This window comes from Pseudomonas sp. TE9122 (assembly GCF_056278925.1).
On record NZ_JBWBQI010000001.1, the window covers coordinates 2,084,483 to 2,101,661 of the forward strand.

General features: G+C 61.0%; 15 protein-coding genes. 6 read left to right on the plus strand and 9 right to left on the minus strand.

Annotated elements, in window-relative coordinates; genetic code table 11:
• Positions 1–36: 36 nt before the first annotated feature.
• The gene (locus ACZ9BE_RS09500; RefSeq protein ID WP_041480432.1) at positions 37–285 is read right to left on the minus strand and encodes a hypothetical protein; all 249 of its coding nucleotides are present in this window, start codon (positions 283–285) and stop codon (positions 37–39) included.
• A gap of 167 nt (positions 286–452) precedes the next feature.
• On the opposite strand from ACZ9BE_RS09500, the gene ACZ9BE_RS09505 reads away from it, so the two are divergent.
• Both ACZ9BE_RS09505 and ACZ9BE_RS09510 read left to right on the plus strand, forming a co-directional pair.
• Entirely contained in the window at positions 453–1,094 is a 642-nt protein-coding gene (locus ACZ9BE_RS09505) for an ATPase (protein ID WP_476250132.1), read from the plus strand.
• 88 nt (positions 1,095–1,182) lie between these two features.
• On the plus strand, positions 1,183–1,524 hold the full coding sequence (locus tag ACZ9BE_RS09510) for a YajG family lipoprotein (protein ID WP_252885876.1): 342 nt from the start codon (positions 1,183–1,185) through the stop codon (positions 1,522–1,524).
• Between the two features lie 1,236 nt (positions 1,525–2,760).
• Here ACZ9BE_RS09510 and ACZ9BE_RS09515 read toward each other — a convergent pair.
• From ACZ9BE_RS09515 to ACZ9BE_RS09530, 4 genes are all read right to left on the minus strand, one after another.
• Complete coding sequence (locus ACZ9BE_RS09515; RefSeq protein ID WP_476249301.1) at positions 2,761–3,717, minus strand: 2-hydroxyacid dehydrogenase; 957 nt, start codon at positions 3,715–3,717, stop codon at positions 2,761–2,763.
• 31 nt (positions 3,718–3,748) lie between these two features.
• Complete coding sequence (locus ACZ9BE_RS09520) at positions 3,749–4,507, minus strand: SDR family oxidoreductase (RefSeq protein ID WP_252885878.1); 759 nt, start codon at positions 4,505–4,507, stop codon at positions 3,749–3,751.
• 33 nt (positions 4,508–4,540) lie between these two features.
• Positions 4,541–5,233 (minus strand): fumarylacetoacetate hydrolase family protein, encoded by a 693-nt coding sequence (locus tag ACZ9BE_RS09525; RefSeq protein WP_095179706.1) that lies wholly within the window; start codon positions 5,231–5,233, stop codon positions 4,541–4,543.
• A 99-nt stretch (positions 5,234–5,332) separates the two neighbouring features.
• A complete protein-coding gene (locus ACZ9BE_RS09530; RefSeq protein WP_336352813.1) occupies positions 5,333–6,682 on the minus strand; it encodes an MFS transporter in 1,350 nt (449 codons plus the stop codon).
• Between the two features lie 541 nt (positions 6,683–7,223).
• On the opposite strand from ACZ9BE_RS09530, the gene ACZ9BE_RS09535 reads away from it, so the two are divergent.
• Positions 7,224–8,156 (plus strand): helix-turn-helix transcriptional regulator, encoded by a 933-nt coding sequence (locus ACZ9BE_RS09535; protein ID WP_150742602.1) that lies wholly within the window; start codon positions 7,224–7,226, stop codon positions 8,154–8,156.
• 8 nt (positions 8,157–8,164) lie between these two features.
• On the opposite strand, the gene ACZ9BE_RS09540 is transcribed toward ACZ9BE_RS09535, so the two are convergent.
• The 4 genes from ACZ9BE_RS09540 to ACZ9BE_RS09555 all read right to left on the minus strand — a co-directional run bounded on the left by ACZ9BE_RS09540 (position 8,165) and on the right by ACZ9BE_RS09555 (position 13,492).
• Complete coding sequence (locus ACZ9BE_RS09540; RefSeq protein ID WP_476249302.1) at positions 8,165–9,358, minus strand: GAF domain-containing sensor histidine kinase; 1,194 nt, start codon at positions 9,356–9,358, stop codon at positions 8,165–8,167.
• Between the two features lie 126 nt (positions 9,359–9,484).
• A complete protein-coding gene (locus ACZ9BE_RS09545) occupies positions 9,485–11,653 on the minus strand; it encodes a TonB-dependent siderophore receptor (protein WP_476249303.1) in 2,169 nt (722 codons plus the stop codon).
• Between the two features lie 267 nt (positions 11,654–11,920).
• Positions 11,921–12,760 (minus strand): glutathione-dependent disulfide-bond oxidoreductase, encoded by an 840-nt coding sequence (gene yghU / locus ACZ9BE_RS09550; protein ID WP_476249304.1) that lies wholly within the window; start codon positions 12,758–12,760, stop codon positions 11,921–11,923.
• Between the two features lie 228 nt (positions 12,761–12,988).
• Positions 12,989–13,492 (minus strand): cupin, encoded by a 504-nt coding sequence (locus ACZ9BE_RS09555; RefSeq protein ID WP_256809870.1) that lies wholly within the window; start codon positions 13,490–13,492, stop codon positions 12,989–12,991.
• A gap of 180 nt (positions 13,493–13,672) precedes the next feature.
• Between ACZ9BE_RS09555 and ACZ9BE_RS09560 the strand changes: the two genes are divergently transcribed.
• From ACZ9BE_RS09560 to ACZ9BE_RS09570, 3 genes are all read left to right on the plus strand, one after another.
• Entirely contained in the window at positions 13,673–15,460 is a 1,788-nt protein-coding gene (locus tag ACZ9BE_RS09560; RefSeq protein ID WP_041478664.1) for a thiamine pyrophosphate-requiring protein, read from the plus strand.
• Positions 15,461–15,470: 10 nt separating this feature from the next.
• Positions 15,471–16,208 carry a DUF72 domain-containing protein gene (locus ACZ9BE_RS09565; RefSeq protein WP_476249305.1) on the plus strand — a complete coding sequence of 246 codons (738 nt, stop codon included), beginning with the start codon at positions 15,471–15,473 and terminating at the stop codon, positions 16,206–16,208.
• Between the two features lie 74 nt (positions 16,209–16,282).
• Positions 16,283–17,170 (plus strand): Dyp-type peroxidase, encoded by an 888-nt coding sequence (locus tag ACZ9BE_RS09570; RefSeq protein WP_056785150.1) that lies wholly within the window; start codon positions 16,283–16,285, stop codon positions 17,168–17,170.
• Positions 17,171–17,179 lie beyond the last annotated feature (9 nt).

Consider the following 17,179-nt stretch of genomic DNA (forward strand, 5'->3'; position numbering starts at 1 on the left):
GGCGTGTTGCCGGGCAGACCACTGGCGCTTCAGCGGTCACTCTTGCGGGCTTAGCCAGGTGTCTACCACGCGGCGATCGAGCTCTTCCCAATAGGCCATGCCCAGCACCCGCGTGGTGTTGAGCCCGCGCAGGTAACCGCGCAGTTGCTGGGCGGTATCGCGGATCAATTGCGCATCGCGGGTGGTTTTGTCCAGCAGGACGCTTTCGTATTGCACCAGGTATTCGGCTACTCGGTCGCGATATTCGGGCAGCACGGCGTCACGGATCAGATCAAACGTTCTCAAGGCGAGACCCTCATCATTTTTCTTGAATGTGCTCAGTGTGCATCAGTCTGCGCGACGCGCAACTATTGCTGGAAGTAATAGTGACCATCAAGAAACGCAAGTTCTGCTTTGCCGGCGATCGGCGGAAAATCGCCTCCATCGAAGACGCAGCTCAAGGAAATTGCGCGATGAACATTCTGACTCGACTGGCAATGATCGCCCTGCTGATGGGCGGGGTAGTTACCGCACCGGCTTACGCAGACGACTCCCGGTCGTGTCACCTGCAACCCATCGCCGCCAGCGCATCGGCCTTGCAGCACACGCAGACCGTGGGTGTGTTGTTGAGCGAAAACACACTGCAGAACCTGCAATATCTGGAGCGCTACCACGACATGGCGCTGAACGGCGCCAAAGACGCACTGGACTCGCGAATCCGCGACGCCTTTGTCGGCAGCTCCGACCCAGAACTGGCCCTCGACTGGCTGGTGAGTTCGCTGCAGCGACAGTTCGTCTCGGTGACCGTTTACGACAATCTGGATGCGCTGGTTCAGGCCCATCCGGATGTGGTGGTCAAGCTCGATACCTTCAATCGCTTGCTGACCCAGCGCAACAGTCTGGTCGAGGCGCGCTTCTCTGCACGGTTCTACGACGCCGACCTGCAATACATCGGCAAGGCCGAGGGGGCAATCGAGCAGGAGCTGCCTTCGGTCTGGGTGCATGACCGGGCGGCGCCGCAGATCGCGGCACAGATCAATCAGCAGCGTGATCTGCAACTCAATGCGCTGAAGCAATTCGATGTGTCGCTCAAGGCCCTGGTGGCGTCGAGCTGATTCTCCAAAAAATTGAATGGCAGCGGCGATCCCGTGAAGTCGAACCGTTGCCGGTTGAACCGAACCTTTATTTTCAGGATTTACCTCGATGCGTCCCTTATTCGTACCAGCCATGGCTTTCTTTTCTCTGATGCTCGCCGGTTGCGCTTCGGCGCCGAACGATCCGACCCTGACCTTGCAGACCAGCAAGACGCCGGCGCAGTACGCCGAGTGCGTGGTGCCGAAGTTGCAGGGCAGTGCGTTGAATCCGACGGTTTCGCAGAGTCAGCGCAGTTATCGGATTGTGGTGCCGAGCAAGGTGGCGGCGGACAACGTGCTGGAGGCGTACAAGGCGGGGAAGGGCGGCAAGGTGTTCATTTATGAGCGGCATTTGCTGGCGTCGAATTTGTTGCCTTCGAGTTTTGAGCGGGCGGCTCAGGAGTGTATTTGATCTGAGTGCTTGACGGGTTTAGACAGAGCTCCTTTGGTTGGCCGCAACCAACCAATTTTTTCGCCCCACACTGGTTTTCGGTTGTGGGGTTTTTTTTTGGACTTGGCGGCCTTTGGGCCGACCATGCTCTTCGGGTTTTGGGTGTATATCCGTTTCTGCGGGTGTGGCTGATTACGGTTCCGCTCTTACAGCGGGTCACTTTTTCAAACGCCGGAATGCCGGCCCAGCAAAAAGTAACCAAAAGGCTGCGCCCTGACGTTCGGCCCGCTCGCTTAGGCTCGGGGTTCCTTCGCTGCGGGACTGATCCTGGCGCAGCGGCTACGGTTTGCTTCGCTGCACCTCCTTCCGCTGTGTACGACTGCGTCGTACGGTCGCTGCGCTCCCACGCCCGGATCAATCCCTCCACTCAGCCTGCCGACGGGCTCCAGATCAAGAGCCACTCGAGCTTGCGCTCATTGTATTGAGTGGTGAAAAGCGATGGGGTCTGCTTTTGCTTTTCTGTGTGAGCTAGCCTGCTCGCGAAGGCGGCCTGACAGCCGACCGTTTTCTCAGTGAATGCACGCAATCAAACTGTAAGAGCGAGCCTGCTCGCGATGGCTGTGTATCAGGCAACACGATGATGATTGGGGAGTGTTGTTTTGTCTTGCGATCCGGTTTCTCCAGGGACGGCCCTCACCCTAACCCTCTCCCAGAGGGAGAGGGGACTTGGTCGAGGTGTTTGTTGAAGATGCGCCGACCTGAGACTCTGCGTCGAGCTCGTTCTTGAATTCAACGAAGATCGGCTCCCTTCCCCCTCGCCCCCCGGGGTTGTATGTACCGGGGACTTGGTCGAGGTGTTTGTTGAAGATGCGCCGACCTGAGACTCTGCGTCGAGCTCGTTCTTGAATTCAACGAAGATCGGCTCCCTTCCCCCTCGCCCCCCGGGGTTGTATGTACCGGGGACTTGGTCGAGGTGTTTGTTGAAGATGCGCCGACCTGAGACTCTGCGTCGAGCTCGTTCTTGAATTCAACGAAGATCGGCTCCCTTCCCCCTCGCCCCCCGGGGTTGTATGTACCGGGGACTTGGTCGAGGTGTTTGTCGAAGATGCGCCGACCTGAGACTCTGCGTCGAGCTCGTTCTTGAATTCAACGAAGATCGGCTCCCTTTCCCCCTCGCCCCCTGGGGGGAGAGGGCTGGGGTGAGGGGGCTGGGTTTCACTGACTCAACGCAATCTGCAGCCTATCCCAAACAACCATTCACCCCGTCACACACCCAACCGGCACTTTCCCCGCAAACGTATCTACCAGACTCGCCACAACCATTTCCCCCATCCGCGTGCGTGTCTGAAGCGTGGCGCTGGCCCGATGCGGTTGCAGCACCACGTGTTCATTACCAAACAACGCTTCCGGCACATTCGGTTCATCGACAAACACATCCAGCCCAGCCCCGGCAATCTCGCCAGCCGCAAGCGCGGCCACCAGATCCGCCTCATTCACCAGTTTGCCCCGGGCGACGTTGATCAGATAACCGTCCTTGCCCAGCGCTTGCAGCACTTGCGCGTCGATGATCGCTTCGCCCTTGTCCGCCGCGGCGGCGAGGATCAGGGCGTCGCTGTCGCGGGCGAGTTGTTTGAGGTCGGCGACGAAGGTGTGGGGGACGTCGCTCATCGGTTGCAGGTCGGTGTAGCTGATCGGGCAGCCGAAGGCGGCGGCGCGGGTGGCGATGGCGCGGCCGACGCGGCCCATGCCGACGATGCCGATGCGCATGCCGGAGACTTGTCGGGCCAAGGGCAGCGGGGCGAGTGGGGTCGGGCTTTGTGGCCATTGGCCGGAGCGCACGTAGCGGTCGCTGGTGCACAAACCGCGACAGACCGAGATGAGCAGGCCGATGGCGAGGTCGGCGACGTCTTCGGTGAGGGCGCCGATGGTGGCGGTGACGCGGATGCCGCGGTCGCGGGCGTAGGCCAGATCGACGGCGTCGGTGCCGACGCCGTTGACCGCGACGACTTCCAGGTTCGGCAGTTGCGCCATCAGCGCCTGGCTGATGCCGGTGTGGCCGCCGGTGATGACGCCACGGATGTTGGCGCCGTGTTCGTTTATGTAGGCGGGTTTGTCCGCTTGCTGGTAGTAGCGGCGTACGGTGAACAGTTCGTCCAGACGCGCGTTGATTGCCGGGATCAGGATCGGGCTCAGTTGCAGGATTTCTGGCTTCATGGCTACCTCGTTACGCAATAAAAAGGCCGGCTCAACCGCGGCCGGCAAACGGCATGGCGCTGGCCATGACGGTCATGTTCAGGACGTTGGCCGACAGCGGCAAAGCGGCGATGTAGCGCACCGCATCGGCGACGTGTTTGACGTCGACCATCGGTTCGACGGCGATGCTGCCGTTGGCCTGGCGTACGCCTTTGGTCATGCGCACCGACATTTCCGTCAGGGCATTGCCGATGTCGATCTGGCTGCAGGCAATGTTGAATTCACGGCCGTCCAGCGCCAGGGATTTGGTCAGGCCGAGCACGGCGTGTTTGCTCGCGGTGTAGGCGCTGCTGAACGGGCGCGGCGTGTGTGCGGAAATCGAGCCGTTGTTGATGATTCGTCCGCCCTGCGGCTGTTGTTTGCGCATCAGCCCAAACGCGCCGCGAGCGCAGAGAAAGACACCGTTGAGGTTGGTGTCGATCACGTTGCGCCACTGCTCGAAGGTCAGCTCGTCCAGCGGCACGGCGGGGGCGTTGACGCCGGCGTTGTTGAAGACCACATCGAGGCGCCCGTAGACCTCGGCAATGGTCGCGAACAGCACGTCGACACTGGCCGGATCACGCACGTCGGTGGGTACCGCCAGCGCTGGGTGACCCTGGCTCTGCGCCAGTTCGACCAGCGCTTGCAAGGGCTCGGGCCGGCGTCCGGCGAGCACAAGGGTAAAGCCGTCGGCCATCAGGCCGAGTGCCACGGCGCGGCCGATGCCACTGCCGGCGCCGGTCACCAGCGCGACTTTCAAAGAGGTCGTCATATTGTTGTTCTCCTTTTTTCTTAATCCGCAGGATCAGGGCCGTGGGCCGACGCGCATTTCCAGGTGGCCGATGCCGTCGATGCCAGCGCTGATCACATCGCCGGGTTGCAGACTGTCAACGCCGGCGGGGCTGCCGGTCATGATCAGGTCGCCGGCGCGCAGGGCCACGGATTGCGAGATGCGGGCGATCACTTCGCTGACCGACCAGATCTGGCTGTCGAGGTTGTCGCGCTGGCGTTCTTCGCCGTTGACGTTCAGCCACAACTCACCCTCGGGATGGCCGCAGCGGCTCACCGGGACAACGGCAGTCATCGGCGCGGCGCCGTCGAACACCTTGGCGCCTTCCCACGGCAAGCCGTTGCTCTTGGCTGCGCGTTGAACATCGCGGCGGGTCAGGTCGAGGCCGGCAGCGTAGCCCCAGACGTAGGCCAGAGCCTGATCTTCAGGGATATGGGCGCCGCCTTCACCGATGGCCACGACCAGTTCGATTTCGTGAACGAAGTCCTCGCACACTGAGGGGAAGGCGACGTCGCCGACGGCATCGACCACGCAGCTTGCCGGTTTCATGAAAAACACCGGCGGCTGGCGCGACTGGCCTTGAGAGTCCGGCCATGGGTAGTTGCGGCCGACACAGAACACCCGGCCGACGGGGAAGCGCTGCTCGGTGCCGAGGACCGGCAAGGTCACGGGCAGATCCGGGGTAAAGACGTATTCGGTCATGTTCATCCTGCGGGTCATCCTGTTTGAAAGGGCAGCGTACGGCGGCTGGCGTCGGCGAAGTTGGACGAAAGCCGCCTGCGTTTGGACAAATCCGGGCTTTTCGCCTCAGCGCACCTTCAGCTCGATGCGGTACAGACGTCCGAGCAACAACGAATAGGAGAGCGTGCCGATCAGCGCGACGCCGCCAATAAACCAGAAGGCATAGGCGAAGGTGCCGGTGGCGTGGACGATGGCGCCGATCACGATCGGCGTGACGATGCCGCCGATGTTCGCCGCCAGGCTGGTAATGCCGCCGGTGAGGCCGATCAGCTCTTTTGGCGCCACTTCCGATACCGCCGCCCACGATGAGGACGCGATGCCCTGGGCGAAGAAGGCGATGGTCAGCACGGCGATGCAGATCAGGTTGGAATCGGTGAAATTCACCAGCACGATCGACATGCCCAGCATCGAGCCAACCACCAGCGGCAACTTGCGCGCAAAGGACATCGAGTAGCCGCGACGGATCAGCAGGTCGGAAACGATGCCGGCCAGCAGAATCCCCACCGTGGCACCGACGAAGGGCAGCACGGCGAAGATCCCGGCCTTGATCATGGTCAGTTTGCGTTCTTCGATCAGGTAGGTCGGGAACCAGGTGAGGAAGAAGTACAGCGCCGAGGTGCTGGCGAATTTGCCGATGCAGATCGCCCAGATCTGCCGGTAGCTGAACAGCTCGGCGATCTGCCGCCAGTTGAAGCGGGTGCGTTCCTGGCTGCTCTTGACCAGGCCGCCGCCGGTTTCGATGTACTTCAATTCTTCCTGGCTGACTTTCTTGCAGTTCAGCGGATCGCGATACAGGTACAGCCACAGCACACCGAAGACGATGCCGAGTGCGCCGGTGCTGTAGAACACGTGGCGCCAGTCGAAGGTGGTCGCCAGCCACAGCAGCGCGCCGGTGAACAGCGCCGTGCCGAGGTACTGACCGCACACGTAAATGCTGCTGGCCATCCCACGTTCCCGCGCCGGGAACCACACCGTCACGGCGCGGCTGTTGGCCGGGAAAGCCGGGGCTTCCATGGCGCCGACCGCCAGGCGCAGGCCAAACAGCGAGGCAAATCCCGTGGCGAAACCTTGGCAAACGGTGACGGTCGACCAACTGATCAGCGATACGCCGTAGGTGAAACGCGAGCCAAATCGATCAGCGATGAAGCCGGCCGGCACCAGCGCCAAGGCATAGGTCCAGGCGAACGCGGAGAAGATCAGGCCCATCTCGATCTTGTCCAGGCCCAAATCCTTGGCCATGAACGGCGCGGCGATCGAGATGTTCACCCGGTCGATGTAATTGATGATCGTCGCAATCAGCAGCAACGACAGCATGAACCAGCGCCGCCGGGTAGGCAGACGCTGCGCCGAAACAGCATCGCGTGCGCCGGCAATCACCGGCGGCACCGTGGCACTGGAAGGATGGGAGTTGGACATGCGGAGACCTCGTTATTGTTAGAAGAGTCGAGATTTTTCGAGCAGCCGATGCCGTTGCCCGCAACGTGTGGGGCAAGGCAATCGAACGGGTTGCAGCGCGGTTTTCAGACGTTCAGGAACGTCTTTCTGCGACTGATTTCAAGGGGAGGTCGGGCGGGGCGGCGAGGGGAAATAGCAGGATCATGACGTGCGCACCTTTGATTGTTTTTGAAAGAGGTTGGGCTGCGTTGGTCATTACAGTGGTCGTACAACGGTTCTAAATCAACCGATGGGTTAGAACGTTTTTTCTTGAAAAAAGTGGGTTTGGCGAACGTGTCCAAAAAGATAAATACGATTTGTCTTGAGAATAAAGATCAGGTTTAAATCTCAAGCGTCTGAAAAACAACGACTATCTGTATTTTCACAGTAATGCGGTTTTTGGACAGGCTCATAGCGAGGCTTTTTTCAAAAAAGACAACGTCATCGTATGACTCGTTGCCGCCCACCGCACAACCCTGCAAGATGACGGGCGCCACCTCACTGCCCGGAGGACCTCCCGCCCATGTCTTCACCCAGCCGTATCCCGACCTACGTCATGCAGCAACGCAGCGAATTGACCGATTTCTACATTCGCGACAAAAAGGGTCGGCGCGCCGAAACCGCGCCTCACCGGCATGAGTATTTTCAAATCCAGATCAACCTCGGTGGCGACACCGTGCAGCACATCGGCAGCGTGCAGCGGCCGTTCCCGCGCAACACTCTGGCGTTCATCCTGCCTCATCGGGTGCATGTGATTCCGCATCCCGCAGACAGCAATTTCATCGTCATCAATTTTTCCCAGACGTTCCTCTTGCCGCATCTACAGTGCGACCCGATGGATCTGGAAGAGGTGTCAATCCTGCTCGCGCCTGAACTGTCGCCGTTCCGCTTTCAGGAGCATCTGGATTTCATTTTGGGCGATGAGGATTTCGCTCAGGTCTGCGGCCTGATCGAGCAGATGCGCAGCCTTGATGAGAACCGTCAGTTCGGCACACGGGAAATGCTCAAGGGCTTGTTGCTGCAGATGATCGGCAGCGTGTGTTTTCTTTACGCCGAGCCGCTCAAGCGCCTGGCGGAAGAGAATGCCGCCGAGAACAGCCGTCGCGACGCCTTGAGCCGAATGTTCGAGTACTTGCGGAAGAACATCGCCGATCCTGATCTCAACCTGATCAAAGTCGCCGCTGCGACCTATCTGTCACCGACTTACCTGACGCACTGGCTGCGCAAGGAGATCGGCAAGACGTTCACCGAGCTGGTGCTGGAGCGGCGCATGCACGCGGCGCGCAATTTCCTCCTCAACAGCACGCGCTCGGTGGGCGAGGTCGCGCGGCTGTGTGGATTTGCTGATGAGGCCTATTTCTCTCGGCGTTTTCGCCAGATTCATGGCCAGCCACCGGGGCAGTTTCGTCGCCGCCAGCTCAACCCGGACACGCCGCAGACGCCACTGAATATTTAGAGCAGCGCTCAGACCCACTTGAAGCGGGCAGGGAAGCGCGCCACGAAACAGGTGCCTGCCTCGCTGTCGGACGTCACGGTCAAGGTGCCGTTGTGCGCATTGGCAATTTGCCCGGCAATGTACAAGCCCAGCCCCAGCCCTTCGTTGCGCTGACCGGCTTCGGAACGTGAGAACGGTTCAAACAGCAGCGGCATCAGCGCGGGTGGAATCGGCGCGCCCTGGTTGGTCAGCGAAATCACCATCTCGTCGCCCTCGGCAAACGCCTTGAGCACGATCGGTTCGGCCGTAGAACCGTGGGTCACCGCGTTGCCCAGCAGATTCGACAACAACTGACTGATCCGCAGCGGGTCGCAATAGACCCCGGTCGGTACCTCAAGCGAATCAATAAACTTCGCCTGCGGGTACGCCACCTGGATTTCTTCCAGGGTCTGGCGCAGCGTTTGCTGCAAGTCATCGACCAGTTTGCGCTGCACCGGGATGCCACTGCCGAGCCGACCCCGGGCGAAGTCGAGGATGTTTTCGATCAGCACGCCCATGCGCACCGAACTGGTACGGATCGCCGATAGCAGCGTATGCGAGCGCTTGTCTTCGGCTTTGCTTTGCAGCAGATCGGCACTCATGCGAATGGCGCTGAGCGGCGTACGCAAGTCATGGCCCAGCACCGCGATGAATTGCTCGCGCAGACGGCCCATTTCGTTGGCATCAGCCAGCGCGGTTTTGGTCGCGTGCAAATGGCCTTGGGTATCCAGGCTCATCGCAATCAGCTGGGCGAAGAGGGTGAGGGTCTTTTCGATGGCCGGGTCGTCGAGGTTCGCCGGAACCGAATCAATGGCGCAGAGTGTGCCGAAAAACTCGCCATCGGCCTTGATGATCGGAATCGAAATGTAGCTTTCCAGACCATAGGTTTTCGGCGTGTGGTGCGTGGAGAAAACCGGGTGCTGGCTGGCATGGCCGAAGATCACCGGCTGATGGTGCTGACGGATCTCATGACAAATCGTCGATTCGAGCACCAGTTCGCCGCCGGGCAACAGGCCGAAGTCAATCGAATCATCCACGGCGCAAGCGATCCACTTGCTCTCGGTGACCCGCGCTACGGCGGCGAAGCGCATGCCGGTGATGTGCTTGACCATACTCAGGATCACCGGCACAGCGTCAATGCTGCCGATGGCTTGGAGGTCGGAAGAGAAATCTGTCTGGGGCATGGCCGGCGCTTCGCGAAAGTGTCGCCAGAGACTATCGGTAATTGCCGGCCATGCCTAATGAACCTGCAAAAAGGGCGCCGGGAAAACTCCCGACGCCCTGTGCGGTGCTTGCTGAGCGCTATCGCCTCAGAACTTGTACTTGGCCGTCATCATGTAGCTGCGCGGGGTGCCGTAGTTGTCGGTCGAGCCCCAAGTCACGTCAGTACCGATCGAGGAATAGTACTTGCGGTCAAAGATGTTGTTGGCGTTGACCTGCAGGTCGAGGTGCTTGTTGACCTCGTAACCGGCCATCAGGTCGGTGACCGCGTAGCCGCCCTGTTCGAGGCGATAGCTGCCGCCATTGGCCAGAGCGATGTCGTTGTACATGCGGCTCTGCCAGTAGACGTTGCCGCCCACGCGCAGTTTTTCAAGCGGGCCTTTGAAACGATACACGGTGGAGACCTTGAACAGGTGCTCGGGCATGTCGGTGTCGAATTTCTGGTTATCGTTGGCCGGGTTTTCGTCCTTGATGTAGTGGGCGCGGGTGTAGGTGTAGCCGGCGCCGACTTGCCATTGCTCGGTCAGTGCCCCTTGCAGTTCCATATCCACGCCCTGAGCGCGGACTTTGCCAGAGGTTTCGTAGCAGGTCAGTTCCGGGCAGCCGAGCTGAGTCGCCGCCTGGGTGGCGCGGTTGGTCTGGTCCATCTGGAACACCGCCACGCTGCCGTTCAGCGCCCCGTCGAAATATTCGCCCTTGATTCCGACTTCGTAGTTTTCACCGACGATTGGCTCGAGCACTTTGCCGCCGAGGTCCTTCTGGGTTTGCGGGGTGAAGATATCGGTGTAGCTGGCGTAGACCGAATGATGGTCATCGAGTTTGTAGATCAGGCCGGCGTAACGGGTCAGGTTGCGCGTGACCTTGAAGTCACCGTCGGCACTGCGATCGTCGTAGTCATACCAGTCCAGGCGGCTGCCGAGGATCAACGTCAGCGGGTCGGCCAGGCTCAAGCGCGTGGTCAGGTAAACCGCGTCCTGGGTGGTGACATTGCGCGATTTGCCGCTACGGACGAAGTCAGGTTTTGGCGCGGCGATCGGCAGGCCGGTGTCGTAAGGCGAGTATTCCTTGGTGGTGGCGTCGTACACGCGGTTGCTGGCGCCGACTACCAGTTCGTGGGTGCGGCCGAACGCTTCGAACGGGCCGCTGGCGAAACCGTCGAAGGCGCGTTGCTTGTCGGTGTGGTGCGATTGGTAGGCGGTGGTTTCCAGCGGGCCGTCGTAGCGCGACAGGTACGTGCCGGAGAATTCACCCTCGAGGGTCGACGTCGAGCCGCCGAGGTGCAGTTTCCAGTCGTTGTCGAAACGGTGTTCGACTTCACCGAACACGGTGTCGACCTGCAGCTTGCGGTTTTCCCAATCGGTGCCCGGGTAGGTGGAGCGGGGCAGGTCGAGGTGGTGGCCGTTTTCGCCGATCGGCAGGCCGCCCCAGAAATAGTTGGTCTGATCGTTTTGCCGCGAGAAACCGAGGGTCGCCGTGGTGCTGTCGCTCAGGTCGGCTTCAGCGATGGCGTAGAACAGGCCGTGATCGTTTTCTTCCTTGTCGCGGAAACTGTCCGCGCCCTGATACGACGTCACTACCCGGCCACGCAGGGTGCCGCTTTCGTTCAGCGGGCTGGAGGCATCGACTTCACCACGGTAGTCATCCCAGCTGCCGGCGGCGCCGGTGAGGGTCACGCGCTGATCGGCGGTTGGACGCTTGCGCACCATGTTGATCGCCGCCGACGGGTTGCCGGCACCGGTGACCAGGCCGGTCGCACCACGGACGATTTCCACCCGGTCGAACATCGCCAGGTTCGGCTGCACCGCCAGGGTGAACGGCGAATACGAGCTGGGCAGGCCGTCGTACATGATGTTGTCGATGTCGAAACCGCGCGCCTTGTAAGTCTGCCGGCCCGGACCGCTGGCCTCGCTGAGGAAAAGCCCCGGCGTACCGCGCACCACGTCGTTGACGCTGGTCATGTTCTGGTCGTCCATGCGCTGGCGAGTGATCACCGTCACCGCCTGCGGCGTTTCGCGCATGGTCAGCGACAGCTTGGTCGCGGTCTGCATCGGGCCGGTGGTGTAGGACTGCGTGTCTTCGGTGGTGCTGCTCATCTGCGTAGCGCCGATTTCGGTCGCTTGCAGTTCCAGCGGGCCATTGGCTGGCGCAGTGGCTGCGGTTTCTTCAGCCAACGCAGGAGCGATGCTGGCCATGCCGATGGCGAGTGCGAGGAGGTTAGGTGAAAGGTTCGAGCGGCGGTGAATGGTGTGAAACGACATCTATCTGCTTCCCCAAGATTTACCCAAACGAAACTAATGCGAGTGAATGTAAGAATTATTCGCATTAGTATGTCGGAAGTTTCCGGGGGAATAAACCCGTACGAGTCAGTTAGTTAATGATTTTTTCACAATTGGATTGATGGCCTTCGGACGCAAATGTGGGAGCGAGCCTGCTCGCGAAGGCGGTGTGTCATTCAACAGAAGCGTTGTCTGATACGACGCTTTCGCGAGCAGGCTCGCTCCCACAGGGTTATGCGGTTTTTGCTATCAGTCCAGATCCTTCGCCTCATGCCGCTCCGGCACCTGACTGTCTTCATCACCCCAGGTGCGATTCACTCGCTGCCCACGCATGACCGCTGGCCGCTTGGCGATTTCTTCTGCCCAGCGCTGCACATGGGTGTACTCGTGCGCGGCGAGAAATTCCGCCGCCGAGTAAACGTTGTTGCGCACCAGTTGCCCGTACCAGGGCCACACGGCAATGTCGGCGATGGTGTAATCGTCGCCGGACAGATAGGCGTTGTCGGCGAGACGGCGGTTGAGCACATCCAGCTGCCGTTTGGCTTCCATGGTGAAGCGGTTGATCGGGTATTCGAGCTTCTCCGGCGCATACGCGTAGAAATGCCCGAAACCGCCGCCCAGGTACGGCGCCGAGCCCATTTGCCAGAACAGCCAGTTGAGGGTTTCGGTGCGACCGGCCGGATCCTTGGGCAGCAAGGCGCCGAACTTTTCCGCGAGATACAGCAGGATCGAGCCGGACTCGAACACCCGGATCGGCGGCTCGACGCTGCGGTCCAGCAGCGCCGGGATTTTCGAGTTCGGGTTGACCTCGACAAAGCCGCTGGAGAACTGATCGCCTTCGCCAATGCGGATCAGCCACGCATCGTATTCGGCCTCGCTGTGCCCGAGTGCGAGCAACTCTTCGAGCATGATGGTGACCTTGACGCCGTTGGGCGTGGCCAGCGAATACAGCTGCAACGGATGCTTGCCGACCGGCAGTTCCTTGTCGTGGGTCGGCCCGGCGATCGGCCGGTTGATGCTGGCGAAGTGGCCGCCGGACGGGGCTTCGTGTTTCCAGACCTTGGGCGGAACGTAAGACGCATTGCTCATGAAACGGACCTCGTCGATGCTGGGAGAGAACAGGTAGACACCGTAGGGAAAATTTCCGGCGGGTGCCAGCGGTGAGTGCGGTTATTCATATTGAATGATGTAAACCGATCTGCCGCCTTCGCGAGCAGGCTCGCTCCCACAGGGTATGTATTGGACAGAGAAACAGGGTTCACCCGTATTCATTGTGGGAGCGAGCCTGCTCGCGAAGCGTCGGCAGGGTCGCCGCGCCTAATGGCTCCAATACCGCCCAACCGCACCCTCGACTCCCTGCACCGGATCTGTCTCAGGAAACGCCAGCCCCGCAATCCGCGCCAACTGCGCATCACTCGGCGCGGCCCGGCAAATATCCGCCTGCTGCCCCGGCGGATAAGCACCCACCACGAGAAAATCCTCACTCGATCCCAGATTGCAGTGCCCGGTTCCGGCCGGCAGCAACAACACATCCCCGGCGCTGACGTCGACGACTTGGCCGTCAGGCCCGCCCAACATCAACCGCGCCTGACCGGCCGCCACGCCAAGCACTTCGTGGCCTTCAGTGTGATAGTGGTGATAGTCATAAATGCCGTAGCGCCATTGCGCCGGCCAGCCATTGGCGCCGAAGGTCTGCTCGAAGCGCGCCGCCGGATCGTCGCCTTCAACGGCAATCGCGCTGCGGTAGATCAGCACTGGCAGACGCGGATTGTTCGGCACCCAGTCATTGCGTTGAAGCAGCAGGGTTTGTACTTCAGTCATGGCCCATCCTCCTTCGATCATTTCTCAATCGACCACAGAGCAGGGCGCACGCCTCAAAAAATCATTGCCGCGCAAACACGGCGCCTAAGTTCATGCCCGGACAATCCAGCGAAACTTCATCGCGCACCGGGCTGTCCAGACCCTTACATGTCCATGCAGCGGTAAATGGCGAGGGTCAAGATGACGATGACAGTAGGTGATTTTCTGGTTGAGCGGCTCAGCGAATGGGGCGTCACGCGGATTTTTGGTTATCCGGGGGATGGCATCAACGGCGTGTTCGGCGCCATGAGCCGGGCCAAAGGCAAGATCGAATTCGTTCAGGCACGGCACGAGGAAATGGCTGCGTTCATGGCCTCGGCCCACGCCAAGTTCACTGGCGAGCTGGGCGTCTGCATCGCCACCTCCGGTCCCGGCGCTTCGCACCTGATCACCGGCCTCTACGATGCGCGCATGGACCACATGCCGGTGCTGGCCATTGTCGGTCAGCAGGCGCGGACGGCGCTGGGCAGTCACTACCAGCAGGAGCTGGATCTGGTGTCGATGTTCAAGGATGTCGCCGGTGCGTTTGTGCAGCAGGCTTCGGCGCCGTCGCAAGTGCGCCATCTGCTTGATCGTGCGGTGCGCACTGCGGTCGGCGAGCGCCGCGTCACCGCGCTGATTCTGCCCAATGACTTGCAGGACCTGCCTTACGAACAACCGGCGCGCGCCCATGGCACCGCGCATTCCGGCGTCGGCTACAGCAAGCCGAAAGTCGTTCCTTATGCAGCCGATCTGCAACGCGCCGCCGAGGTACTGAACAGCGGCGAGAAAGTCGCGATTCTGGTCGGTGCCGGCGCGCTGGAGGCGACCGATCTGGTCATCGCTGTGGCAGAAAAACTCGGTGCCGGTGTCGCTAAAGCCTTGCTTGGCAAAGCGGCACTCCCCGATGACTTGCAGTGGGTGACCGGCAGCATCGGCCTGCTTGGCACCGAGCCCAGCTACAAGCTGATGAGCGAATGCGACACCTTGCTGATGATCGGTTCGGGCTTCCCGTATTCCGAGTTTCTGCCCAAGGAAGGCCAGGCGCGCGGCGTGCAGATCGACTTGCAGCCGGACATGCTCAGCCTCCGTTATCCGATGGAGGTCAATCTGGTCGGCGATTCAGCGGAAACCCTTGCCGCGTTGCTGCCCTTGCTGGAACAGAAAACCTCGAACAAGTGGCGCAAGAAGATCGAAGGCTGGCGCAGCAGTTGGGAGAAAACCCTGGAAAAGCGCGCCATGGCCAAAGCCGATCCGGTCAACCCGCAACGAGTGGTCTACGAGTTGTCACCGCGCTTGCCTGAGCAGGCAATCATCACCAGCGATTCCGGCTCTTGCGCCAACTGGTTCGCCCGTGACCTGAAAATCCGTCGCGGCATGAAATGCTCATTGTCCGGTGGCCTGGCCTCGATGGGCGCGGCGGTGCCGTATGCGATCGCGGCGAAGTTTGCCTACCCGGAACGCCCGGTCATTGCCCTGGTCGGCGACGGCGCGATGCAGATGAACAACATGGCCGAGCTGATCACTGTCGCCAAATACTGGCGCCAATGGCAGAGCCCGAAATGGATCTGCGCGGTGTTTAACAATGAAGACCTCAATCAAGTCACCTGGGAGCAGCGGGTGATGGAGGGCGATCCGAAGTTCGAAGCGTCGCAGAGCATCCCGGACGTGCCGTATCACCTGTTCGCGATCTCCATTGGCCTCAAGGGCATTTTTGTTGATCGTGAAGAAGAGGTCGCCGCTGCGTGGGAACAGGCACTCGCCTCGGAAGTGCCCGTGCTGATCGAGTTCAAGACCGACCCGAACGTGCCGCCGCTGCCGCCGCACATCAAGCTTGAGCAAGCGAAGAAATTCGCCACGACCCTGCTCAAGGGCGATCCGGATGAAGCCGGGGTGATTGTGCAGACTGCCAAGCAGGTGCTCGGCGCCGTGTTGCCCGGGAAGAAATGACGGTGGGCGCTTGAACGAGCCAGCGATCTTTATCGGTTGCGCCGGCTGGAGTCTCGGCCGCGAGCACTGGCCGGCATTCCCCGCCGAGGGCACGCACCTGCAACGCTACGCCGCGCGCTTCAACTGTGGGGAGATCAACAGCTCGTTCTACCGCCCGCATCGGCGTCAGACCTACGAGCGCTGGGCTGATTCGGTGGCGCCGGACTTTCGCTTCGCCGTGAAAGTGCCGAAGCTCATCACCCATGAACAGCGGCTGGCGGACAGCGCGGCCGCGCTCGATGAGTTTCTCGGGCAATGCCAGGGCTTGGGTGATCGACTCGGTTGCCTGCTAGTGCAACTGCCACCGAAACTTGCTTTCGATGCGCCGGTGGCCGAGGCGTTTTTTAACGCCCTGCGCGAGCGGTACAAAGGCAGTGTGGTGCTGGAACCGCGACACGAATCGTGGACTGGCGCTGAGGCGATGCTGGTCGATCTGCAAATCGCCCAAGCGGTGGTCGATCCCTCGCGGATCAGCAGCGACACCGCGCCGGGTGGCTGGCAAGGCCTGCAGTATTGGCGCCTGCACGGCTCGCCTCGGATTTATCACAGCGCTTATGAAGCGGCCTATCTGCAACAGCTTGCCCGGAACCTGCTGCGCGCCAGTGCCGAGGGCAAACACATCTGGTGCATCTTCGACAACACCGCCAGCGGTGCCGCCACCGCCGATGCGCTGGCTTTGAAGGCGTTGATCGAAGGCGGTGAGCGCTGAACGACGACGCTCTCGTTACCCACACAAACGATCCGGCTACAGGTAAACTCCGCGCACTTTTTCAAGGAGTTCACATGAGTTACTACCAGCCGGGCATTCTCGCTACCCCTGTTCCTGCGCAAGCACGTCATCTGTTTTTCGCCCTGGCGTCGGTTGAAGCCTTGCCGCAAGCGATCGACAACCTGCTGATGCTGGTGGATGGCAAGTCGGCGGTGGTTGGCTTTGGTGAGTCGTTGACCAAGGCGCTGAACGTAGAGATCGATGGCCTGCGCAGCTTCCCGGCGCTGACCGGAGTTGGCGTGAATAACCCGTCGACCCAGCATGCCCTGTGGATCTGGCTGCACGGTGTCGACCGTGGTGAGCTGCTCAACCGCTGCAACGCTATCGAAGCCGCGCTGGCCCCGGCCTTGCGTCTGGTCGAGATGCAGGAAGCCTTCCGCCACATGGACGGCCACGACCTCACCGGTTACGAAGACGGCACGGAAAACCCCCACGATGACGCCGCTGTCGCCGCCGCGCTGCTGAGCTCCGGCGCTGATGGACTGGTCGGTGGCAGCTTCGCCGCGATCCAGCAATGGCAGCACGACCTCAAGGGTTTTCATCGCCTGTCTGCCGGTGCCAAGGACGACATCATGGGGCGGCGCTTGAGCGATAACGAAGAAATCGACGACGCGCCGATCTCCGCCCACGTTAAACGCACCGCGCAGGAAAGCTTCGCGCCGGAAGCGTTCGTCGTGCGCCGTTCGATGCCGTGGATCGAAGGCGATCGTGCCGGTTTGATGTTCCTCGCTTTCGGTTTCTCCCTCGATGCCTTCGAAGCGCAGCTGCGCCGTATGAGCGGTCTGGAAGACGGTATTGCCGATGGCTTGTACCAGATCAGCCGACCAATCACCGGCGGCTACTACTGGTGCCCGCCGCTCAAGGACGGACGCCTTGATCTGCGCGCGCTGCGCATCGGCTGAGGACTGAAG

Coding starts and splice junctions, on each gene's coding strand:
- ACZ9BE_RS09530 (WP_336352813.1), bottom strand. CDS start 6,682: ATGTCCAACTCCCATCCTTCCAGTGCCACGGTGCCGCCGGTGATTGCC.
- ACZ9BE_RS09520 (WP_252885878.1), bottom strand. CDS start 4,507: ATGACGACCTCTTTGAAAGTCGCGCTGGTGACCGGCGCCGGCAGTGGC.
- ACZ9BE_RS09560 (WP_041478664.1), top strand. CDS start 13,673: ATGACGATGACAGTAGGTGATTTTCTGGTTGAGCGGCTCAGCGAATGG.
- ACZ9BE_RS09515 (WP_476249301.1), bottom strand. CDS start 3,717: ATGAAGCCAGAAATCCTGCAACTGAGCCCGATCCTGATCCCGGCAATC.
- ACZ9BE_RS09510 (WP_252885876.1), top strand. CDS start 1,183: ATGCGTCCCTTATTCGTACCAGCCATGGCTTTCTTTTCTCTGATGCTC.
- ACZ9BE_RS09535 (WP_150742602.1), top strand. CDS start 7,224: ATGTCTTCACCCAGCCGTATCCCGACCTACGTCATGCAGCAACGCAGC.
- ACZ9BE_RS09525 (WP_095179706.1), bottom strand. CDS start 5,233: ATGAACATGACCGAATACGTCTTTACCCCGGATCTGCCCGTGACCTTG.
- ACZ9BE_RS09570 (WP_056785150.1), top strand. CDS start 16,283: ATGAGTTACTACCAGCCGGGCATTCTCGCTACCCCTGTTCCTGCGCAA.
- yghU (WP_476249304.1), bottom strand. CDS start 12,760: ATGAGCAATGCGTCTTACGTTCCGCCCAAGGTCTGGAAACACGAAGCC.
- ACZ9BE_RS09505 (WP_476250132.1), top strand. CDS start 453: ATGAACATTCTGACTCGACTGGCAATGATCGCCCTGCTGATGGGCGGG.
- ACZ9BE_RS09540 (WP_476249302.1), bottom strand. CDS start 9,358: ATGCCCCAGACAGATTTCTCTTCCGACCTCCAAGCCATCGGCAGCATT.
- ACZ9BE_RS09555 (WP_256809870.1), bottom strand. CDS start 13,492: ATGACTGAAGTACAAACCCTGCTGCTTCAACGCAATGACTGGGTGCCG.
- ACZ9BE_RS09545 (WP_476249303.1), bottom strand. CDS start 11,653: ATGTCGTTTCACACCATTCACCGCCGCTCGAACCTTTCACCTAACCTC.